General features: G+C 60.4%; 17 protein-coding genes. All 17 read left to right on the top strand.

What is annotated here, in order from left to right; translation table 11 throughout:
* Positions 1-406 precede the first annotated feature (406 nt).
* The 17 genes from HDE72_RS11560 to purF all read left to right on the top strand — a co-directional run bounded on the left by HDE72_RS11560 (position 407) and on the right by purF (position 20,168).
* Positions 407-1,273, top strand: coding sequence for a protein phosphatase CheZ (locus tag HDE72_RS11560; RefSeq protein ID WP_183740761.1), 867 nt, complete (start codon positions 407-409; stop codon positions 1,271-1,273).
* Entirely contained in the window at positions 1,273-3,147 is a 1,875-nt protein-coding gene (locus HDE72_RS11555; RefSeq protein WP_183740758.1) for a chemotaxis protein CheA, read from the top strand. The genes HDE72_RS11560 and HDE72_RS11555 overlap by 1 nt, the downstream gene beginning before the upstream one ends.
* A gap of 486 nt (positions 3,148-3,633) precedes the next feature.
* Complete coding sequence (leuC, locus tag HDE72_RS11550) at positions 3,634-5,037, top strand: 3-isopropylmalate dehydratase large subunit (protein ID WP_183740755.1); 1,404 nt, start codon at positions 3,634-3,636, stop codon at positions 5,035-5,037.
* Positions 5,038-5,127: 90 nt separating this feature from the next.
* Complete coding sequence (locus HDE72_RS11545) at positions 5,128-5,250, top strand: entericidin A/B family lipoprotein (RefSeq protein ID WP_183740752.1); 123 nt, start codon at positions 5,128-5,130, stop codon at positions 5,248-5,250.
* A 51-nt stretch (positions 5,251-5,301) separates the two neighbouring features.
* Complete coding sequence (leuD, locus tag HDE72_RS11540; protein ID WP_183740749.1) at positions 5,302-5,949, top strand: 3-isopropylmalate dehydratase small subunit; 648 nt, start codon at positions 5,302-5,304, stop codon at positions 5,947-5,949.
* A gap of 11 nt (positions 5,950-5,960) precedes the next feature.
* Positions 5,961-7,031 carry a 3-isopropylmalate dehydrogenase gene (leuB, locus tag HDE72_RS11535; protein WP_183740746.1) on the top strand — a complete coding sequence of 357 codons (1,071 nt, stop codon included), beginning with the start codon at positions 5,961-5,963 and terminating at the stop codon, positions 7,029-7,031.
* Positions 7,032-7,076: 45 nt separating this feature from the next.
* A complete protein-coding gene (asd, locus tag HDE72_RS11530) occupies positions 7,077-8,204 on the top strand; it encodes an aspartate-semialdehyde dehydrogenase (RefSeq protein WP_183740743.1) in 1,128 nt (375 codons plus the stop codon).
* A 235-nt stretch (positions 8,205-8,439) separates the two neighbouring features.
* Entirely contained in the window at positions 8,440-10,893 is a 2,454-nt protein-coding gene (locus HDE72_RS11525) for a motility hub landmark protein FimV (protein ID WP_311735225.1), read from the top strand.
* A gap of 46 nt (positions 10,894-10,939) precedes the next feature.
* Positions 10,940-11,770 carry a tRNA pseudouridine(38-40) synthase TruA gene (truA, locus tag HDE72_RS11520; RefSeq protein WP_183740737.1) on the top strand — a complete coding sequence of 277 codons (831 nt, stop codon included), beginning with the start codon at positions 10,940-10,942 and terminating at the stop codon, positions 11,768-11,770.
* 14 nt (positions 11,771-11,784) lie between these two features.
* Entirely contained in the window at positions 11,785-12,468 is a 684-nt protein-coding gene (locus HDE72_RS11515; protein ID WP_183740734.1) for a phosphoribosylanthranilate isomerase, read from the top strand.
* Positions 12,461-13,711: a tryptophan synthase subunit beta gene (trpB, locus tag HDE72_RS11510; protein WP_183740731.1), complete on the top strand. Its 1,251-nt coding sequence runs from the start codon at positions 12,461-12,463 to the stop codon at positions 13,709-13,711. Before HDE72_RS11515 ends, trpB begins: the two co-directional genes overlap by 8 nt.
* Before the next feature lie 80 nt (positions 13,712-13,791).
* On the top strand, positions 13,792-14,589 hold the full coding sequence (trpA, locus tag HDE72_RS11505; RefSeq protein WP_183740728.1) for a tryptophan synthase subunit alpha: 798 nt from the start codon (positions 13,792-13,794) through the stop codon (positions 14,587-14,589).
* A 188-nt stretch (positions 14,590-14,777) separates the two neighbouring features.
* Positions 14,778-15,650, top strand: coding sequence for an acetyl-CoA carboxylase, carboxyltransferase subunit beta (gene accD / locus HDE72_RS11500; protein WP_010400390.1), 873 nt, complete (start codon positions 14,778-14,780; stop codon positions 15,648-15,650).
* Between the two features lie 112 nt (positions 15,651-15,762).
* Complete coding sequence (gene folC, locus HDE72_RS11495; RefSeq protein WP_183740725.1) at positions 15,763-17,061, top strand: bifunctional tetrahydrofolate synthase/dihydrofolate synthase; 1,299 nt, start codon at positions 15,763-15,765, stop codon at positions 17,059-17,061.
* 24 nt (positions 17,062-17,085) lie between these two features.
* On the top strand, positions 17,086-18,084 hold the full coding sequence (locus tag HDE72_RS11490) for an SPOR domain-containing protein (RefSeq protein ID WP_183740722.1): 999 nt from the start codon (positions 17,086-17,088) through the stop codon (positions 18,082-18,084).
* Positions 18,085-18,116: 32 nt separating this feature from the next.
* The gene (locus HDE72_RS11485; protein ID WP_183740719.1) at positions 18,117-18,605 is read left to right on the top strand and encodes a CvpA family protein; all 489 of its coding nucleotides are present in this window, start codon (positions 18,117-18,119) and stop codon (positions 18,603-18,605) included.
* Positions 18,606-18,644: 39 nt separating this feature from the next.
* The gene (purF, locus tag HDE72_RS11480; RefSeq protein ID WP_183740716.1) at positions 18,645-20,168 is read left to right on the top strand and encodes an amidophosphoribosyltransferase; all 1,524 of its coding nucleotides are present in this window, start codon (positions 18,645-18,647) and stop codon (positions 20,166-20,168) included.
* Positions 20,169-20,173: the final 5 nt, after the last annotated feature.

Genomic DNA, 20,173 nt, shown 5'->3' with positions numbered 1-20,173 from the left:
GCAGCAGGTCTTATTGTAGACGTGGCTGCAGCATTGTTTTCATGTAAAGACTTGATAATTATCAACACTCTTGCACCTTCAGTATAGACAACATTAGCAAGAAGATCGCTTTTGTGTGGAGGAAGGGAGGTGGGATTTCCTGCCTGGGCATGTTCTTGCTCGCACGCCAATGGTAGTATTTCAAAATACAACAGTGGGAACACTTATTTCCGTGAGGAAAAGCAATTCTAGGCCCGCTTTATAGTGGGAAGCGCGTTTTGAGATTTACCAATAGGGCAACGCCCTGATACACTCGCACCATCGCAGCGGTATTGCCTCAAATCATCTTAATCGAGAAATTGCGGGTATCAGTCTGTAAAACGCACTGTTCAGGCGGAATTTTGACAAATTATGGAGAAGCAGGGATATGACCAACGCCGCTGATGATTTCGATGCCTTATTCGATGAAGTATCCGCGCAACGCACGGCCGCGCCCGCGCCTGCCGCCACGCCAGCACCCGCCGAGATAGCGGACGACGATTTTGAAGCCTTGTTCGACTCGGTGTCGGCCAGCGCCGCGGCCCCGGTAGCAGCCGCAGCTGTGCCGGTGGCCGAAGCCGCAACTGAGGTGACAACTGAGGTGACAACTGAGCTGGCCGCTGAAGCACATGCCGCCGATCCGGTCGACAAATCCGACCAGCCCATGTTTGAACGCCTCGGTGGCATCGTGCGCTTGCTGCACGATTCCTTGCGCGAACTGGGTTACGACAAGGCATTGACGGAAGCTTCTTCGCAGATCGTCGATGCGCAAGACCGCCTGGAATACGTGGCCACCTTGACCGAGCAGGCCGCCAACAAGGTTTTGAACACGCTGGACGAAGGCATGCCGGCACAGGATGTGCTGTCGAAAAAGGCCAAGGACATGGATAGCCGCTGGAGCGCGCTGTTCGACGGCAAGCTGAGCCTGGAAGAATTCAAGGCCCTGGCCGGTGACACGCGCCAGTTCACGCAAGCCGTGTCGGTTGCCACGGAAGCGGAAAAAGCGCGCCTGCTGGAAATCATGATGGCCCAGGACTTCCAGGACATCACCGGTCAGCTGATCAAAAAAGTGGTCAACATTACCAAGACGGTGGAAAACGAACTGGCCCAGCTGCTGCGCGATAACGCGCCAGCCGAAGTGCGTGAAAAACTCGCGCAAAAGCCGGCTGCGCCGCTGATGCAGGGCCCGTCGGTGCCATCCGTGGCGCTGGACCAGAATAATGTTGACGATCTTCTTGCTGATTTGGGATTCTAATGGACGATATGCTCAAGGATTTCGTCGTCGAGGCGATGGATCTTGCGGTTAATGTTGAAGAGCACCTATTGCGTCTCGAGCGCGATCCTGACAACAAGGAAACGCTCAATGCGGTGTTTCGCTCTTTCCACACGATCAAGGGCGGCGCCGGTTTCATGGGCTTGCCTGCGCTGGTGGCCGCCTGCCACCTGACGGAAAACTTGTTCGATGCCTTGCGCACGGGCGCCGCGCCCGTCACGCCGCTGGCCATCGAGGCAGCGCTGCAGGCCTCCGGTTTCGTGGCGGACCAATTGACGGAGCTGGCCAATGGCGCCGCGCCGGAATCCCTGCCGGCCATGCCGCAAGAGCTGGAACACATCCTGACGAACGCCATCGAAGGCAACGATGCACCGGCTGCGCCAGCGCCCGCTGCCGCCCCTGCGGTAGTAGAAGTCGTGGCCGAAGTGGCCGCGGCCCCTGTTGCCGCCGCACCAGTCGTCGGAGAAGATGGACTGGACTGGACCGGCATGTATAACGCGGTGGTGCCGGAAGGCAGCAAGCTCGCCGCCGCGCCAGTGGCTGCCGTGGCTGCAACGCCAGCGTCCGCGCCGCTTGCCGCAGCCGCGCCTGCTGCTGCTGCCAAGCCGGCCGGCAAGGCCTGGGATGGCGTGGACCGCCGCGAAGGCGCCGAGGTGCGCCATGCCGCACCCGTCAAGGAAGACAGCATCCGCGTCGATGCCGTCAAGCTCGACGCCTTGCTGGAAGTGGCCGGCGAATCGGTGCAGGCTGCCAACCAGGCTGCCGTGCTGCTGGAACGCTTGCTGCAATTCAAATTCGAAGGCCCGGCTGCCAGCTTGATGGCGACCCTGGCGGAAACCCTGGAACGCGCCTCGCGCTACTCGACCGAGTTGCAGCGCGCCACCCTGGCCACGCGCATGCAGCCGGTGGGCCGCTTGTTCCAGAAATTCCCCCGTCTGGTGCGCGAGCTGGCGAAAGACCTGGGCAAGGACGTCGAGCTGACCATCGAAGGCGCGGAGACGGAAGTCGACCGCGTGGTGGTCGACAGCCTGTACGATCCGCTGGTGCACATGTTGCGCAACTCGCTAGACCACGGCGTGGAATCGCCGGAAGACCGTCTGGCTGCCGGCAAGCCGGCCAAATCGTATATTTCCCTGAAGGCATGGCAGGAAGCCAATAGCGTCATGATCGTGCTGCAAGATGACGGCAAGGGCATGGACCCGGTCTTCCTGCGCAGCAAGGCGCAGCAAAAAGGCTTGATCAGCGAAAACGCGCAATTGAGCAACGACGAATGTTTCCAGCTGGTATTCCTGCCCGGTTTCTCGACCAAGGAAGTCGCGTCCAGCGTGTCCGGCCGCGGCGTGGGCATGGACGTGGTGAAAACCGCCGTGGAAAAAAACCGCGGCGCGATCCACATCGAGTCCTCGCTGGGCCATGGCACCAAGTTTGCCATCCGCCTGCCGATCGAACTGTCTATCGTGCCGACCATGCTGGTGTCCACCTCGGGCGCCGCGCTGGCGCTGCCGATGGCGGTGGTGCAGCGCGTGGTCGAATTGCCGGAAACCTTCATGGAAGTGGGCGGCGCACCGGTCCTGAAAGACCAGGGCCGTCCATTGCCCGTGCGTTCGCTGGCGGGCGCTTTGGGCTACGAATCGTGCAGCGAGCGCGTCGGCATCGTGGTGGCCGCACCGCAACCGTATATTCTTGCCGTGGAAGCCGTCGATGGCACGGCCGACCTGGTGATCAAGCCGATGACGGCGATTACCGTGGAAGGCATTACCGGCACGGCCCGTTCGGCGGAAGGCGAACTGGTGCTGGTGGTCGGCCTGTCGTTCCTGATGGATGGTTGCAGGGGAAGCGTGCGTTTAGCCGCCTAAGGCTCGCTTTACTCCTGGCAAAACCCGCTACGCGTAGCGGGTTTTTTTATTGCTGAATCAAATACTGTCTGGACGCAAGCTGCCACCTTCCAGCCAGTGCTGCACGCGCACGATTTCCTGCGCGCGCGCTGCGTCATCCTTGGGCGCGCAGCTGGGCCGCGACTTGCTCCGCCACGCTCTGGCACGTCTGATTTGACCTTGCGCAGAGAAGTCATATTTTTTGCCCCACAGACATTCCTTCGGACACGCGGCTGCAGGTGTTCCAGCCATGCCAGCAAAAGGGATATTTCAGCAATTTTTAACCCATATCAATCTCAGCCTCCAAACTTTGTATCGCCAATCTAACGGTTTTACCTGTTTCGGTTCTGTGTTGCGCAAAATATGGCATAATCATTGCCGATCCTTGTAATCTGTATGAGAGATCATTTATTACAGTTCACTGAATTACAAGTTACTTACACAGGCTGTGGCAACGCTGCATAAATCATGATGAAGACGCTTTACGACAAACTTTGGGAATCCCACGTTGTTCGGGCCGAAGATGATGGCACGACAATTCTGTATATCGACCGGCACTTGTTGCACGAAGTCACCAGCCCGCAAGCCTTCGACGGCCTACGCGCAGCGAACCGCCAGCCGTGGCGTCTGTCCGCCAACCTGGCCGTGGCCGACCATAATGTGCCGACCACCAGCCGTATCGATGGGATCAGCGACCCGGTGTCGCGCCTGCAGGTGGAAACGCTGGACAAGAATGCCAAAAACTACGGTTTGACGTACTTCAACATGAACGACAAGCGCCAGGGCATCGTGCACGTGATCGGCCCCGAGCAGGGTGCGACCCTGCCTGGCATGACGGTGGTCTGCGGCGATTCGCATACCTCCACCCACGGCGCGTTCGGCGCGCTGGCGCATGGCATCGGCACCTCCGAAGTCGAGCACGTGCTGGCCACGCAAACCCTGTTGCAAAAGAAATCCAAATCCATGCTGGTGCAGGTGGATGGCGCCATGCCAGCCGGCGTGACGGCGAAAGATATCGTGCTGGCCATCATCGGCAAGATCGGCACGGCGGGCGGCACCGGCTACTGTATCGAGTTCGGCGGTTCGACCATCCGCGCGCTGTCGATGGAAGGGCGCATGACGGTCTGTAACATGGCCATCGAAGCGGGCGCGCGCGCCGGCATCATCGGCGTCGATGACACCACCATCAATTACGTCAAGGGCCGTCCATTTTCACCGGCCGGTCCGCATTGGGAGCGCGCCGTGACTTACTGGCGCACCCTGCATTCGGACCCGGGCGCCCGTTTCGACCTGGTGGTGACCCTGAACGCCGCCGAGATCGTGCCGCAAGTGACCTGGGGCACCTCGCCCGAAATGGTCACCGGCGTGAATGGCCGCGTGCCCGATCCCGACCAGGAAAAAGACGCCGTGCGCCGCGACGCGATGGAAAAGGCGCTGGTCTACATGGCCTTGAAGCCGAACACGCCGATTTCGGATATCCGTATCGACAAGGTGTTTATCGGTTCCTGCACCAATTCGCGCATCGAAGACTTGCGCGCGGCAGCCGCCGTGGTGCGCGGCAAATACCGCGCTTCCAACGTGACCCTGGCGCTGGTGGTGCCCGGTTCCGGCCTGGTCAAGGATCAGGCTGAACGCGAAGGCCTGGACCGCATCTTCAAGGATGCCGGTTTCGAGTGGCGCGAACCGGGCTGCTCCATGTGCCTGGCGATGAATGCCGACCGCCTGGAGCCGGGCGAACGCTGTGCTTCGACCTCGAACCGCAACTTCGAAGGCCGGCAAGGACAGGGCGGCCGCACTCATCTGGTGTCGCCCGCCATGGCCGCTGCGGCGGGCATCGCAGGCCACTTTGTGGATGTGCGCGCACTGCGATGACGACGGGGTCAGACCCGCCGGGTCTGACCCCAGCTTTTCAGCGGGTGGTTTACACTAACGCCACCGTTACCCTGAAAAAATGAACACACTATGAAAAAACTCTTCGCCCTCGCCCTCGTCGCCATGATACTTGCCGGCTGCAACACCGTTTCCGGCTTTGGCCGCGATGTGCAGAAAGTCGGCCAGGTCGTCACCGGCGCCGGCGGAAAATAAACCGTGACGGGCCGGTGCGCTGCGCCTCCCGTCTTACCGAGTAGAAATAGCATGGATAAATTTACGATTTACGAAGGCCTGGTGGCCCCGCTGGACCGCGCCAACGTCGATACCGACGCCATCATTCCAAAGCAATTCCTGAAATCGATCCACCGTAGCGGTTTCGGCCCCAATCTGTTCGATGAATGGCGTTATCTGGACCACGGCGAGCCGGGCCAGGATAATAGCCGCCGTCCGCTGAACCCGGATTTCGTGCTCAACGAGCAGCGCTACCAGGGCGCCTCGATCTTGCTGACGCGCAAGAATTTCGGTTGCGGCTCCTCGCGCGAACACGCGCCGTGGGCGCTGGATCAATATGGTTTCCGCGCCATCATCGCGCCGTCGTTTGCCGACATTTTCTTCAATAACTGCTACAAGAATGGCTTGCTGCCCATCGTGCTGTCGGAAGCGCAAGTCGAACACCTGTTCAATGAAGTGAAAGCTTTCCCTGGCTACAAGCTGGTGGTGGACCTGGAACAGCAGCGCGTGGCGACCAGCAATGGCGCCGTCTCGTATCCGTTCGAGATCGATGCTTTCCGCAAATATTGTTTGATGAATGGACTCGACGATATCGGCCTGACCCTGCGCCATGCCGACGATATCCGCGCCTTCGAAGAGCGTCATCTGCACAGCCAGCCCTGGTTGGCCAACGTTATCTAAAAGATTATTCCATGAAAATTGCAATTTTGCCCGGCGACGGTATCGGTCCTGAGATCGTTGCTCAAGCAGTAAAAGTCTTGAATGTGCTCGGCGAATCGTTCGAGCTGGAAAGCGCCCCCGTCGGTGGCGCCGGTTATGCGGCCCACGGCCATCCTTTGCCGGAAGCGACTTTGGCGCTGGCCAAGGCGGCCGACGCCGTGCTGTTCGGCGCGGTAGGCGATTATCAGTACGACAATCTGGAGCGCCAGTTCCGCCCCGAACAGGCAATTTTGGGCTTGCGCAAGAATCTGGGCCTGTTCGCCAACCTGCGTCCGGCGATTTTGTATCCGGAACTGGCGGGCGCTTCCACTTTGAAACCGGAAGTGGTGTCCGGCCTGGATATTCTGATCATCCGCGAATTGACGGGCGATATTTATTTCGGCCAGCCGCGCGGCGTGCGCGAGTGCCCGGACGGCCCGTTCAAGGGCCAGCGCGAAGGTTTTGACACCATGCGCTATGCGGAAGGCGAAATCCGCCGCATCGCCCACGTGGCTTTCCAGGCGGCGCAAAAGCGCGACAAGCGCCTGACCAGCGTGGACAAGGCCAACGTGCTGGAAACCTTCCAGTTCTGGAAAGACATCGTTATCGATGTACACAAGGAATACCCGGATGTCGCGCTCGACCATATGTATGTCGACAATGCCGCCATGCAACTGGTGCGGGCGCCGAAGAAATTCGACGTCATGGTGACCGGCAATATGTTCGGCGATATCTTGTCGGACGCGGCGGCCATGCTGACCGGCTCGATCGGCATGCTGCCGTCGGCTTCGCTGGACGCCAACAACAAGGGCTTGTACGAGCCATCGCATGGTTCGGCGCCCGATATCGCGGGCAAGGGGATAGCCAATCCGCTGGCGACGATCTTGTCAGCGGCCATGATGCTGCGTTATTCGCTGAACCGCGCAGAGCAGGCAGAGCGTATCGAGGCAGCGGTGAAAAAAGTGCTGGCGCAAGGTTTGCGCACGGCCGACATCCACGAAACGGGCACGACTTTGGTCGGGACCGAGGCAATGGGCGATGCAGTTGTAAAAGCGCTGGGATAAAATAGTCTAATGACGGCAGCGGCCGTCTCATCTTGAGGAATGGTAATGAAATTAGTTGGCTTGGTAGGTTGGCGCGGTATGGTCGGTTCGGTCCTGATGCAACGCATGCAGGAAGAGGGCGATTTCGCCCACATCGAACCGGTGTTTTTCACCACTTCGAACACGGGCGGCGCAGCGCCTTCCATGGCGAAGAATGAAACCATATTGAAGGATGCCAACAGCATCGCCGAACTGTCCAAGTGCGACATCATTATTTCCTGCCAGGGCGGCGACTACACCAGCGCCGTTTTCCCGCAGCTGCGCGCTAGCGGCTGGAACGGCTACTGGATAGATGCGGCCTCGACCTTGCGCATGGAAAAAGACGCCGTCATCGTGCTCGACCCGGTCAACCTGCACGTGATCAAGGATGCGCTGGGCAAGGGCGTGAAGAACTACATCGGTGGCAATTGCACCGTCTCATGCATGATGATGGGCCTGGGCGGCCTGTTCCAGCACGACCTGATCGACTGGATGACCTCGATGACCTACCAGGCGGCCTCGGGTGGCGGCGCGCAGCATATGCGCGAGTTGCTGACGCAATTTGGCACCATCAACAGCTCCGTCAAGGCGCTGCTGGAAAACCCGGCTTCGGCCATTTTGGAAATCGACCGCCAGGTGCTGGCCACCCAGCACGGCTACTCGCCAGATGAAATCAAGCAGTTCGGCGCGCCACTGGCTGGCAATCTGATACCGTGGATTGACAAGGATCTGGGCAATGGCCAGTCCAAGGAAGAATGGAAAGCCGGCGCAGAAACCAACAAGATCCTGGGCCGCGGCATCGATTTTGGCACGAAAGAAATCCCGGTCGACGGCTTGTGCGTGCGCATCGGCGCCATGCGCTGCCACTCGCAGGCATTGACCATCAAGCTGAAGAAAGACGTGCCGCTCGATGAAATCAATGACATCATCGCCAGCAACAACCAATGGGTCAAACTGGTGCCGAACACCCGTGAAGCCTCGGTGCGCGACCTGTCGCCAGCGGCCGTCACGGGCAGCCTGACGATACCGGTGGGCCGCGTGCGCAAGATGAGCATGGGCGGCGAATACCTGTCCGCGTTCACCGTGGGCGACCAGTTGCTGTGGGGCGCGGCGGAACCATTGCGCCGCATGTTGCGTATTCTTTTGGATGCGTAAGCATCAATGAAATCAGGCCGGGAGATGTTTTCCCGGCTTTTTTTTTCGTCCCTCGCCCCTCAAGACTCAACCATGCGGAGCTTGCATAGCTATGGGCATGATGATATGTTGATACATCTGGAAAAGTAACTGTTTTCCCACGCCAACTAAGATTATTCCAACTATGCCTGCACACACTCGTCCCCGGGTCGCCTCCCTTGCTCTCAAAACACTCAGTAGCGCTGTTGCATGCGCAGTGTTATTGTCTACGGCGGCGTCCGCGGCCGAGCTGGGCAAGATCACCGTCTTGTCGGCTGCCGGCCAGCCGCTGCGCGCCGAGATCGAATTGACCTCCGTCAAGGGCGACGAATTGTCGGGCTTGCTGGCCAAACTGGCGCCGCCCGATGCCTACAAGCAGGCCAATGTGGAATTCAATTCGGCCCTGAGCGCCTTGAGCTTTGCCGTGGAAAGCCGCAACGGCAAACCCTTTGTCCGCATCAGCTCGGCACAGCCCGTGACTGAACCGATGGTCGACCTGCTGCTGGAATTGAGCGGCAAGAATGGTCGCCAGGTACGTGAATATGCTTTCGTGCTCGACACGCCGGAAGCGCGCCAGACGCGCGGCCCGCAAGTGGCGGCGCCAAGCAAGGGCAAGCCGGCTGCCGTTGCCGCCGCTATCCCTGCTGCTGCACCTGCGCCGGATGCCGGCAAGAAAACTGCCGATTACCGCGTCAAGACTGGCGATACGCTGAGCCGCATTGCCAGTGAGTTGAAACCGTCGGGCGTATCGCTCGACATGATGCTCGTCGCCCTGTACCGCGCCAATCCCGACGCCTTCAAGGGCGACAATATGAACCGCATGCAGGCCGGGCGCATCCTGGCCGTGCCAGGCGCCGAGACCATCCGCGCCACCAATGCGGCTGAAGCAAAGAGCGTGGTGACGGCGCACGCCATCGATTTTGAAGCCTACCGCAACAAGCTGGCAGGGCAAGTTGCGCAAAGCAAACCAGCCAAGTCTGCGCAGCCAGGACAAAGCACGGCCGGCAAGATCAGCACCACCAAGGTGGAAGAAAAACCGACCGCCGTCAGCGAAGCGCAAGACAAGCTGAAGCTGTCGAAAGCGGAATCGGCCGCAAAAGCTGCCGGCAAGAGTGCGGTCGCCAGCGATGAAGACAAGATCGCCAAGGCCAAACAGGTGGAAGAAGCGGCCTCGCGCGTCAAGGAATTGGAAAAGAACGTCAGCGACCTGGAAAAGCTGATGGCCGTGAAAAACAAGGCCATGGCTGACAAGAGCGCGCCAGTACCGGCCAAGCCGGCTGAGGCTGCGGCCAGTGCTCCAGCCAGCGCGCAAGCCAGTGCGCCGGCCCAGCCGCCAGTGCCGAAAGCCAAGCCGCTGCCGCTGGTCAAACAGGTTTCGCCGCTCGAGCCTACGCTAGCGGACAGGCTGGGCGACCATGCAGGCGCCATCGGTATCGCCGTGGCCGCCTTGCTGGCGGCCGCTGCCGCGCTGGTGCTGGCGCGCCGCCGGAAAGATGCCGAAGCGCCACGCGATGACGTGCCACCCACGTTGGAACCGGAAACGCCGCCAGCGCCGGCACCGGCGCCCGTGGCAGAACACAGCCTGGCGCCGGAACAGCAGCATTCGGAAGCGAGCAACCATCTGTTTGGCGCTGGTGCAGCAGCGGCGGTGGCCGGTGCGGCTGCCGTGGCGGGGGCGACTGCCCTCGATGGCAATGAAGTCGATCCGGTCGCCGAAGCCGATGTGTACATCGCGTACGGCCGTGATGGCCAGGCGGAAGAAATCCTCAAGGAAGCTTTGCGTGCCCATCCTGACCGCCATGCTGCCCGCTTGAAACTGCTGGAAATCTATTCGGCGCGCAACGACGCAGCCGCTTTTGAAGCGCAGGCCAGCGAACTGTACAGCCAGACGCAGGGGCAGGGCGATGAATGGCCGCAAGCGGCTGCCATGGGCCTGGCGCTCGATCCGCACAATCCCTTGTACCGCAACGCCGATGTCGATGCGGTGGTGAGCTTGAGCAAGGGAGCTAGTCCGGTGGGCAGCAGCATGGACTTGCCTGATGAAGAGGTTGTCGTGCCTGCAGCGCCTGCCCAGCCTGCGCCTGCCGACCCGCATCACCTGGACTTCGATCTGGACAGCCTCGATTTCGAACCGGTGTCGACCAGCGATCCTATCGTGATGCCTGGCCCGGCAGCGATTCCAGTACCCGAAGCCCCAGCCGCCGCGCAAGCCCACCAGGATGCGGACTTTGACGCCAGCATGGATTTTGGCCTGGACCTGGAACCGCCTGCCGGCCCCGTGAATGGCGCAGGCCCAGGCTTGACGCCGCTGCCAGACCCATTGAAGGATGTGGACCTGGCCGATTTCGATGTGGCGCCAGAGGCCGCAGTGGCCGCCGTTGCGCCGGTCGTTCCGCACGAGCCGTCGCCGGCTGAAACCTTGCCGCCAGCACAAGAATTCGACTTGTCCGGCATCGACCTGGACTTGAACGATGGCAAGGCTGCCGCGCCTGGCGTGGAAGACCCGTTGTCGGCTATCCACATGGAAATGGATACCAAGCTGGACCTGGCGATTGCCTACCAGGAAATCGGCGACAAGGAAGGCGCCCGCGAATTGATTGATGAAGTCATCAAGGGTGGTAGCGCCGAGCAAGTCGCCAAGGCAAATACGATGCGAGCCTTATTAAGCTAGGAAGCCGTCAGCAAACAGGGCAACGCAGCACCGGTATAATGCGCCGATGCAAAACATTACTTTCGCAACGCCATTGAAGCGCATCGCCCTGGGTCTGCAGTATGACGGCCTGGCCTGGCATGGCTACCAAAAGCAGGACGGTGGCCAGACGGTGCAAGACCAACTGGAAAACGCCCTGGAACAATTTGCCCGCGTGCGCCTGGCCACCACCTGTGCCGGCCGCACGGATACGGGCGTGCATGCGCTTGAGCAAGTCGTGCATTTCGATACAGAATTGACGCGCGACATCCACTCCTGGGTGCGCGGCGTGAATGCCTTCCTGCCGCCATCCATCGCCGTGCGCTGGGCCAAGGAATTGGATGGCGACCCGACGGTCAACGATTTTTTCCACGCCCGCTTCAGCGCCCGCGCCCGCACCTATCATTATGTGCTGTACAACAACCCCACCCGTTCGCCGCTGGTGACGGGGCGCGCCGGTTTCTTTTTCCGTCCGCTCGACGTCGAACGCATGCAGCAGGCTGTGGCGCCCTTGCTGGGCTGGCACGATTTCACGGCCTTCCGCGCCGCCCAGTGCCAGGCCAAGTCGCCCGTCAAGCTGATGCACGATATCCGTATCGAGCGCCGTGGTGAGCTGATCATCTTTACCATCACCGCCAATGCCTTCTTGCACCATATGGTGCGCAATCTGGTCGGCTCGCTGGTGTATATCGGTAGCGGCCGCGAAGCACCGGAATGGATGGGATATTTGCTGGAAAGCAAGGATCGCCATGCCGCCGCACCCACCTTCATGCCGGACGGCCTGTACCTGGCGAAGATCGATTACGACCCGAAATGGGGTTTGCCACAGGATTCGAGCAGCGCCTTGCCCTGGTTTTAAGGAAAGAAATACCCATGCCACGCACACGCATCAAGATTTGCGGTCTGACCCGCGTTGAAGATATCGAGGCCGTCGTCGCGGCCGGCGCCGACGCCATCGGTTTCGTGTTTTATCCGAAAAGCCCGCGCTACGTGACGCCGGAGCAGGCGGCAACCTTGATTGCGGCGATTCCGCCCTATGTCAGCACGGTGGGCCTGTTCGTCAATGCCAGCGTGGAAGAGGTCAGGGCGACCCTGGCCGTGGCGCCCTTGTCGCTGCTGCAGTTCCATGGCGACGAAACGCCCGAGCACAGCGCTGCGCTGGCTGCCGCCGTGAATCGGCCCTATACGCAGGTATTCCGCGTCAAACCTGACACCAGCTTTGAAGATTTGCTAGAATACGAACAGCGCTATCGCGCCGCCAGTCCCTTGTTTTCCAGCCTCTTGCTGGACACCTATGTGGATGCCTACGGCGGTGCAGGAAAGGTATTTGATTGGTCCCTCATCCCAAAAGAACTCGCGCCTCGGGTCGTTTTAAGTGGTGGCTTGAGCGTACAAAACGCGACTGACGCAGTGGTGCGCGTGCGCCCTTACGCCGTCGACATCAGCAGTGGTGTCGAAGCGTCCAAGGGCATCAAGGACGCATCCAGAGTCCGCGATTTTATCCGCGCGGTACTGGATGCCGATGCCATCATTGCCAGAGGATTACCCCATGACTGACCAAGTTAAAAACAGTGGCGCCGCCGCTGCATTGTTTCACGCCGCCGATTACCCTTTCCCCGACGTACGCGGCCATTTCGGCCCCTATGGCGGCTCTTTCGTTGCCGAAACGCTCACGCACGCCCTGGCCGAACTGAAAGACGCTTATGCCCGCTACAGCGTCGACCCGGAATTCCTGGAAGAATTCCGTTACGAGCTGAAGCATTTTGTCGGCCGTCCATCGCCGATTTACCACGCCAAGCGCTGGTCCGAGCTGGCCGGCGGCGCGCAAATCTATTTCAAGCGCGAAGACTTGAACCACACGGGCGCGCACAAGATCAACAACGTGATCGGCCAGGCCTTGCTGGCCAAGCGCATGGGCAAGCCACGCATCATCGCCGAGACGGGCGCCGGCCAGCATGGCGTGGCCACGGCCACCATCTGCGCCCGCTTCGGCCTGGAATGCGTGGTCTACATGGGCAGCGAAGACGTCAAGCGCCAGGCGCAAAACGTGTACCGCATGAAATTGCTGGGCGCCACCGTTGTACCGGTCGAGTCCGGTTCCAAGACCTTGAAAGATGCGCTCAACGAAGCCATGCGCGACTGGGTCACGAATATCGAAAACACCTTTTACATCATCGGCACGGTAGCCGGGCCGCATCCTTACCCGATGATGGTGCGCGACTTCCAGTCCGTGATCGGCGAAGAATGTCTGGTGCAAATGCCGGAAATGACGGGCCGCCAGCCCGATTATGTGCTGGCCTGCATCGGTGGCGGTTCCAACGCCATGGGCATCTTTTACCCGTATATCGACCAGAAAGACGTGAAACTGATCGGCGTGGAAGCGGCCGGCGAAGGACTGGACACGGGCAAGCACTCGGCTTCGCTGACGGCCGGTTATCCGGGCGTGCTGCACGGCAACCGCACGTATCTGTTGCAGGATGACAATGGCCAGATCATCGAGACGCATTCCGTTTCGGCCGGCCTTGATTATCCTGGCGTGGGCCCCGAACATGCGTGGTTGAAAGACTCGGGCCGCGCGCAATATGTGTCGATCACCGATGATGAAGCGCTGCAGGCCTTCCACGACTGCTGCCATATCGAAGGCATCATCCCGGCCCTGGAATCGTCGCACGCACTGGCTTACGCGGCCAAGCTGGCGGCCACCTTGCCGAAAGACCAGATCGTACTGGCCAACCTGTCGGGCCGTGGCGACAAGGACATGCACACTGTGGCGGAACGCATGGGATTGAATTTCAGCTGAAAAGCCGTGATTCCTTTGCCGGTCGGCTAGTCGCATAGCGCCCAAGCCGACATTTCTCCACAGAATAAAGAAAGATTCCCATGTCCCGTATCGCCACCACTTTTGCCAATTTAAAATCCCAGCACAAGACCGGCCTGGTCACTTTTATTACCGCCGGCGACCCCGGCCCTGACGCCACCGTGCCGCTGATGCATGCGCTGGTCGAGGGCGGCGCCGACGTGCTGGAACTGGGCGTGCCGTTTTCCGATCCGATGGCCGAAGGCCCGGTGATCCAGCGCGCCTGCGAGCGTGCCCTGAAATTCAATGTCGGCATCCACGATGTGTTTGAATACGTGCGCCAGTTCCGTACGACCAACCAGACCACGCCGGTGGTGCTGATGGGATATGCCAATCCGATCGAACGTATCGGCAGCGCGGCTTTTATTGCTGCAGCGCAAGCAGCCGGCGCCGATGGCGCCATCGTGGTCGATTATCCGCCGGAAGAGTGTGAGGAGTTCGCCAGCGCCATGCGTGTAGCCGGCCTGGACCTGATCTTCCTGCTGGCGCCGACCTCGACCGAAGAACGGATACAGCAAGTCGCCAAGGTCGGCGGCGGCTTCAGCTATTACGTGTCGCTGAAAGGCGTGACAGGTGCAGGTAACATTGATACAGAACAGGTAGCCGAACGTCTTGCAGCCATCCGTCAGCATGTAAAATTACCCATCGGTGTCGGTTTTGGCATCCGCGATGCGGCAACTGCCCAGGCCGTTGCCAAAGTGGCCGATGCGGTCGTGATCGGCAGCCGCATCATTCAGGAAATCGAAAATGCCCCGCCGGGTGGCGCAGTGGACGCCGTGCGCAGCTTTACGGCAGGCATACGCGCAGCACTGGATGCCTGAGCAATCTTGTATTTTAGGCACTCCTGTGCGGCGGCAAAGTTCGACAGCCCGGCGATAAACGGCTACACTTCGGCCACTGATTTGTAAGCAATAGATAAAATTCGGGGCGGCGCCACCTGTGTTTGCCGCCCTTTTACCGTTTGCCCGGGGTGTCGACCGACGCCCCATCTGGGGCCCAAGGAGAAAATATGAGTTGGTTGGAAAAACTGCTGCCACCGCGCATACAGCGCTCTGACGCTGCCGCGCGCAAAACCATGCCGGAAGGCTTGTGGGTCAAATGCCCATCGTGCGAAGCCGTGCTGTACCGCACCGATCTGGAATCGAACCTGCATGTCTGCCCGAAATGCGACCACCACATGCGCATCCGCGCGCGTGAGCGCCTCGACAGCCTGCTCGACGCGGGTGGCCGTTATGAAATCGGCCAGGAAATCCTGCCAGTCGATACCCTGAAGTTTAAAGACAGCAAGAAATACCCGGATCGTCTGAAGTCGGCCATGGAGGCGACGGGCGAAACGGATGCGATGGTCGTGATGGGCGGCGCCATCATGAGCTTGCCAGTGGTGGTGGCGTGCTTCGAATTCGAATTCATGGGCGGCTCGATGGGCTCCGTGGTCGGCGAGCGCTTCGTGCGCGGCGCACAGATCGCGCTGGAACAGAAAGTACCGTTCATTTGCATCACCGCCACCGGTGGTGCGCGCATGCAGGAAGGCTTGTTGTCCCTGATGCAGATGGCGAAAACCACTGCCATGCTGACCAAGTTGTCGGAAAAGAAATTGCCATTCATCAGCGTGCTGACCGACCCGACCATGGGCGGCGTGTCCGCCTCGTTTGCCTTCATGGGCGACGTGGTCATTGCCGAGCCAAAAGCGCTGATCGGCTTTGCCGGCCCGCGCGTGATTGAAAACACCGTGCGTGAAAAACTGCCGGAAGGCTTCCAGCGGGCCGAGTTCCTGGTCACCAAGGGCGCCGTGGACATGATCGTCGACCGCCGCAAGATGCGCGAAGAAATCGCCCGTCTGCTGGCCCTGTTGCAAAACCAGGCTGTCGAGGTTCTGGCTTAAGTCGCCCTTAATTTCTCGAACACCACATTGCGGCGCGCCAACGGATACACTATCTGTTTGCGCGCCGCGCGCCGTTCTGGCGTCCCATTCCACCGTCCCATTTTATTCCCCTATGCAAAATCTCCCTACGACCCTGCCGGCATGGTTGACCATGCTGGAAAACCGTCATTCCGAAACCGTGATCAATATGGGCCTGGAACGCGTGCTGGAAATCAAGCAGCGCCTGGCGCTGGCTTTTTCCTGCCCCGTCATCATGGTCGCTGGCACCAATGGCAAGGGTTCCACCTGCGCCATGCTGGAATCGGTCCTGCTGCGCGCCGGCTACAAGGTGGGCCTCTACATCAAGCCGCACTTCCTCGACTTTAACGAGCGCGCCCGCATCGGTGGCGAAATGGCCAGCGACGAGCAATTGATCGCCAGCTTCAACGCCGTCGAAGCGGTGCGTGGCGATATTCCGCTGACCTATTTTGAATTCACTACCCTGGCCATCATGCAGCTGCTGGCGGGCGCCGGCCAGGACGTGGTGATCCTGGAAGTGGGCCTGGGCGGCCGCCTTGATGCCGTCAACATCATCGACGCCGATGTGTCGATTGTGACCAGCGTCGATATCGACCACACGGATTTCCTGGGCGACACGCGCGAAGCGATCGGCTTTGAGAAGGCCGGCATTTTCCGTCCGGGCAGGGCCGCCATCTGCAGCGACCCCGTGCCGCCACAGTCGCTGATCGACCATGCCGAGGCAATCGGCGCCGATCTGTGGCTGATGGGCCGCGATTTCAATTATTCGGGCGACAAGCAGCAGTGGAATTATGGCGGCCGCGAACAGCGCCGCAATTCACTCGCTTACCCAAGCTTGCGCGGCGCCAACCAGATCCTCAATGCCTGCGCCGTGCTGGCTGCGCTGGAAGTGTTGAAATTGCAATTGCCAGTCGGCGCGCAAGAAGTGCGCACGGGCCTGGTGACGGTGGAACTGCCGGGCCGCTTCCAGGTCTTGCCGGGCCGCCCCAGCGTGATCCTGGACGTGGCGCACAATCCGCACGCCGCTTCCGCGCTGAACCAGAACCTGGGCAATATGGGTTTCCACCCCTACACCTACGCGGTTTTCGGTTCCATGCATGACAAGGATATCGATGGCGTACTGGCTGCCATGTCGGAACATGTCGACCACTGGTGTTTGACGGGCTTGCCTTCGCCACGCGCGGCCACGGCCTCGGAACTGGCGGCCAAAGTGCAAATCTTGCTGGAAGATAAGCCCGATAGCAGCGACCATACCGTGTCTATTTTCGATGAACCTGCACAAGCTTTTGCAAATGCAATGAGCCGGGCCGGTGAGAATGATAGAATTGTGGTCTTTGGATCTTTCCTCACCGTTGCCGGTGTGATGAAGGCCCGAAAATCCTCACTTCACTGAAACGCACTCGACTGAAAATCACGCATGGGCTTGTTCTCGAAACTATTTAAAAACAAGCAAGAATCCTCTGGCGAAGACAGCGGCTTTTATGTTCCGGGCGAAGCCCAGGCGACTAACCGCAAGCGCGCCGCCAACACTTCCGGTGGGGGCGGCGCGCGCCGTGGCGGCAAGGAAGCGCCGGACCCGGCCTTGCCAGAGAAAAAACGCGCGCGCCGCCGCCTGATCGGGGCCGTCGCCCTGGCCTTGGGCGTGGCCATCGGCTTGCCGATGCTGCTCGATTCCGAGTCGAAGGCGCCCGTGAACGATATCGCCATCGAGATTCCGTCGAAAGACAAACCGGCGGCTGCGCCTGCACCCCTGCCAGCGCAGCCGGCCCAGGCGTCGGCCGCCAACGAGCAGGGCCTGGACCAGTCCGAGGAAATCGTCGACACGCCAGCGCCGGCCAGGGCCAGGCCTGCACCGGCTCCAGCGGCGGTCCCGGTCCCGGTGCCGGTGCCGGCGCCCGTGCTGGCCGCTGCCGCGCCTGCGCCGGCCAAGCCGGAGTATCTTGAGCCGAGGATGGAGCCCAAGCCTGAACCCAAGCCTGCCAAAGTTGAGCCCAAGCCAGAGCCCAAGCCGGAACCTAAACACGAAAAGCCTGAAGCCAGGCCGGAGCCTAAGCCTGAGCCCAAGGTAGAAAAGCCCGCCAAGCCAGCCCAGTCCAGCGACGATGCGGCGCGCGCGATGGCGATTCTGGAAGGCAAGCCGGTCAGCCAGGCTGCCAAGGTGCAAGACAAGCCGCACGACGCTGCCACGGGCAAGTTCGTGGTGCAAGTCGCGGCGCTGGCGACGCAAGACAAGGTCAATGAATTGCAGGACAAATTGCGCGATGCCGGCATCAGCTCCTATACGCAAAAAGTGTCCAGCGCGTCCGGTGAGCGCATCCGCGTGCGCGTGGGCCCATCGGGCAGCCGCGAAGAAGCGGAAAAGACGCTTGCCAAGGTGCAAAGGCTGGGTCTGGGCGGCAGCGTGGTAGCGCAGTGATCTGTGTGACTTTACAACAAGGTTGAGCGCGCGTGACGATCTTCGATTACCTGGTGCTGTTCGTGCTGGTGACATCGGTGCTGATCAGCACGATGCGCGGCCTGGTCAAGGAAATGCTGTCGCTGGTCAGCTGGGTGGTGGCGTTTGTGATTGCCAACGCCTATGGCGCGACCCTGGCGAAATTCTTGCCTGAAGCTGTTCCAGGCGAAGCCATCCGCCTGCTGCTGGCTTTTGTGGTGCTGTTTATTGGCGTGCGCATCCTGATGGGATTGCTGGGCATGACGGTCGATGCACTGGTCAAGGTCACGGGCCTGAGCCTGGCCGACCGCACCCTGGGCAGCCTGTTTGGTGTGGCGCGCGGCCTTGTGATTGTGCTGACCGCCGTCATCTTGTGTGGCATGACCTCCATTCCCCAGCAGCCGTTCTGGAAAAACGCGTTGCTCAGTCCGCTCGCCGAACAGGGCGCGCGCTCCGTCAAGCCTTATCTGCCTGTCGCTTACGCGCAGCATGTGAAATTTTGAAATTTTTTTAAAATCAGTAGCACAGTTTAGGAGCACACCATGTGTGGCATCGTCGGCGTCGTTTCCCATCAACCTGTCAATCAATTGCTCTATGATGCATTGTTGCTTCTGCAACATCGCGGCCAGGACGCGGCAGGGATTGCGACCAATCACAGCAGTATGTTTTCCATGCACAAAGCCAATGGCCTGGTGCGTGACGTCTTCCGTACGCGCAACATGCGTTCGCTGCAAGGCACAACCGGCATCGGCCACTGTCGTTACCCGACGGCCGGCTCGTCGAGCGAAGAGGAAGCACAGCCGTTTTATGTGAATGCGCCGTTCGGCATCACCTTGGCGCACAATGGCAACCTGACCAACTGGGAACAGTTGAAGCAGGAAATGTTCAAGAACGACCGCCGCCACATCAATACCGATTCCGATTCGGAAGTGTTGCTGAACGTGCTAGCGCATGAAATCCAGAACGCCACCACCGGCTTGAACCTGGATCCGGAAGCGATTTTTAAAGCTGTGACCGTGCTGAACCGCCGCGTCAAGGGTGGTTACGCCGCTGTCGCGCAAATCGCCGGCGTGGGCTTGCTGGCCTTCCGCGACCCGCATGGCATCCGTCCTTTGTGCCTGGGCGTCAATGAAACGGAGCAGGGCACCGAATACCTGATCGCTTCCGAATCCGTGGCCCTGGAAGGCATGGGCTTCCGTTTCGTGCGCGATATCGGCCCGGGTGAAGCCGTGTTCATCGATGCAGACAAGCAATTGCACAGCGCCCAGTGCGCCGACAACGCCAGCCTGAACCCTTGCGTCTTCGAATTCGTCTACCTGGCCCGCCCTGACTCGGTCATCGACGGTGCTTCCGTGTACGCCACGCGCCTGAAAATGGGCGAATACCTGGCCGAAAAGATCCGCCGCGAACTGCCGGAAGGCGGCATCGACGTGGTCATGCCGATACCCGATTCTTCGCGTCCGGCCGCCATCCAGCTGGCCCTGGCGCTGAACATCGAGTACCGCGAAGGCTTCATCAAGAACCGCTACATCGGCCGTACCTTTATCATGCCAGGCCAGGCGGCGCGCAAAAAATCCGTGCGCCAGAAACTGAACGCGATTCCATCCGAATTCAAGGATAAGGTCGTGTTGCTGGTCGACGATTCCATCGTGCGCGGCACTACCAGCCGTGAAATCGTGCAGATGGCACGCGAAGCCGGCGCCAAGAAAGTGATTTTTGCCTCGGCAGCGCCGCCGGTGATCTTCCCGAACGTGTACGGCATCGACATGCCGACCCGCGACGAGCTGATCGCCTACGGCCGCACGACGGAAGAAGTCTGCCGCGAAATCACGGCCGATTACCTGGTCTACCAGGATATTGACGCGCTCAAGCAGGCGATTGCCGACGTCAACCCGGCCCTGACCAACTTTGAAGCATCATGCTTCGATGGCGTCTACGTGACGGGCGATGTGTCGCAGGAATACCTGGACCGCCTCGAATACGCGCGCCACCATCCGAAGGCGGCAGCGCCCGAAGACACACCCCGTTCCCAGCTGAACCTGAACCTGGCGACGACGGAAGCGTAATATTC

The organism is Janthinobacterium saanense, from assembly GCF_014200675.1.
Classification (GTDB): Bacteria; Pseudomonadota; Gammaproteobacteria; order Burkholderiales; family Burkholderiaceae_D; genus Janthinobacterium.
Note: the sequence above shows the minus strand (reverse complement) of the source record. Positions and strands in the feature narration are given on the sequence as shown.

Coding starts and splice junctions, on each gene's coding strand:
- asd (WP_183740743.1), top strand. CDS start 7,077: ATGAAATTAGTTGGCTTGGTAGGTTGGCGCGGTATGGTCGGTTCGGTC.
- leuB (WP_183740746.1), top strand. CDS start 5,961: ATGAAAATTGCAATTTTGCCCGGCGACGGTATCGGTCCTGAGATCGTT.
- trpA (WP_183740728.1), top strand. CDS start 13,792: ATGTCCCGTATCGCCACCACTTTTGCCAATTTAAAATCCCAGCACAAG.
- purF (WP_183740716.1), top strand. CDS start 18,645: ATGTGTGGCATCGTCGGCGTCGTTTCCCATCAACCTGTCAATCAATTG.
- accD (WP_010400390.1), top strand. CDS start 14,778: ATGAGTTGGTTGGAAAAACTGCTGCCACCGCGCATACAGCGCTCTGAC.
- HDE72_RS11515 (WP_183740734.1), top strand. CDS start 11,785: ATGCCACGCACACGCATCAAGATTTGCGGTCTGACCCGCGTTGAAGAT.
- HDE72_RS11490 (WP_183740722.1), top strand. CDS start 17,086: ATGGGCTTGTTCTCGAAACTATTTAAAAACAAGCAAGAATCCTCTGGC.
- trpB (WP_183740731.1), top strand. CDS start 12,461: ATGACTGACCAAGTTAAAAACAGTGGCGCCGCCGCTGCATTGTTTCAC.
- leuD (WP_183740749.1), top strand. CDS start 5,302: ATGGATAAATTTACGATTTACGAAGGCCTGGTGGCCCCGCTGGACCGC.
- HDE72_RS11560 (WP_183740761.1), top strand. CDS start 407: ATGACCAACGCCGCTGATGATTTCGATGCCTTATTCGATGAAGTATCC.
- leuC (WP_183740755.1), top strand. CDS start 3,634: ATGATGAAGACGCTTTACGACAAACTTTGGGAATCCCACGTTGTTCGG.
- HDE72_RS11545 (WP_183740752.1), top strand. CDS start 5,128: ATGAAAAAACTCTTCGCCCTCGCCCTCGTCGCCATGATACTTGCCGGC.
- folC (WP_183740725.1), top strand. CDS start 15,763: ATGCAAAATCTCCCTACGACCCTGCCGGCATGGTTGACCATGCTGGAA.
- truA (WP_183740737.1), top strand. CDS start 10,940: ATGCAAAACATTACTTTCGCAACGCCATTGAAGCGCATCGCCCTGGGT.
- HDE72_RS11555 (WP_183740758.1), top strand. CDS start 1,273: ATGGACGATATGCTCAAGGATTTCGTCGTCGAGGCGATGGATCTTGCG.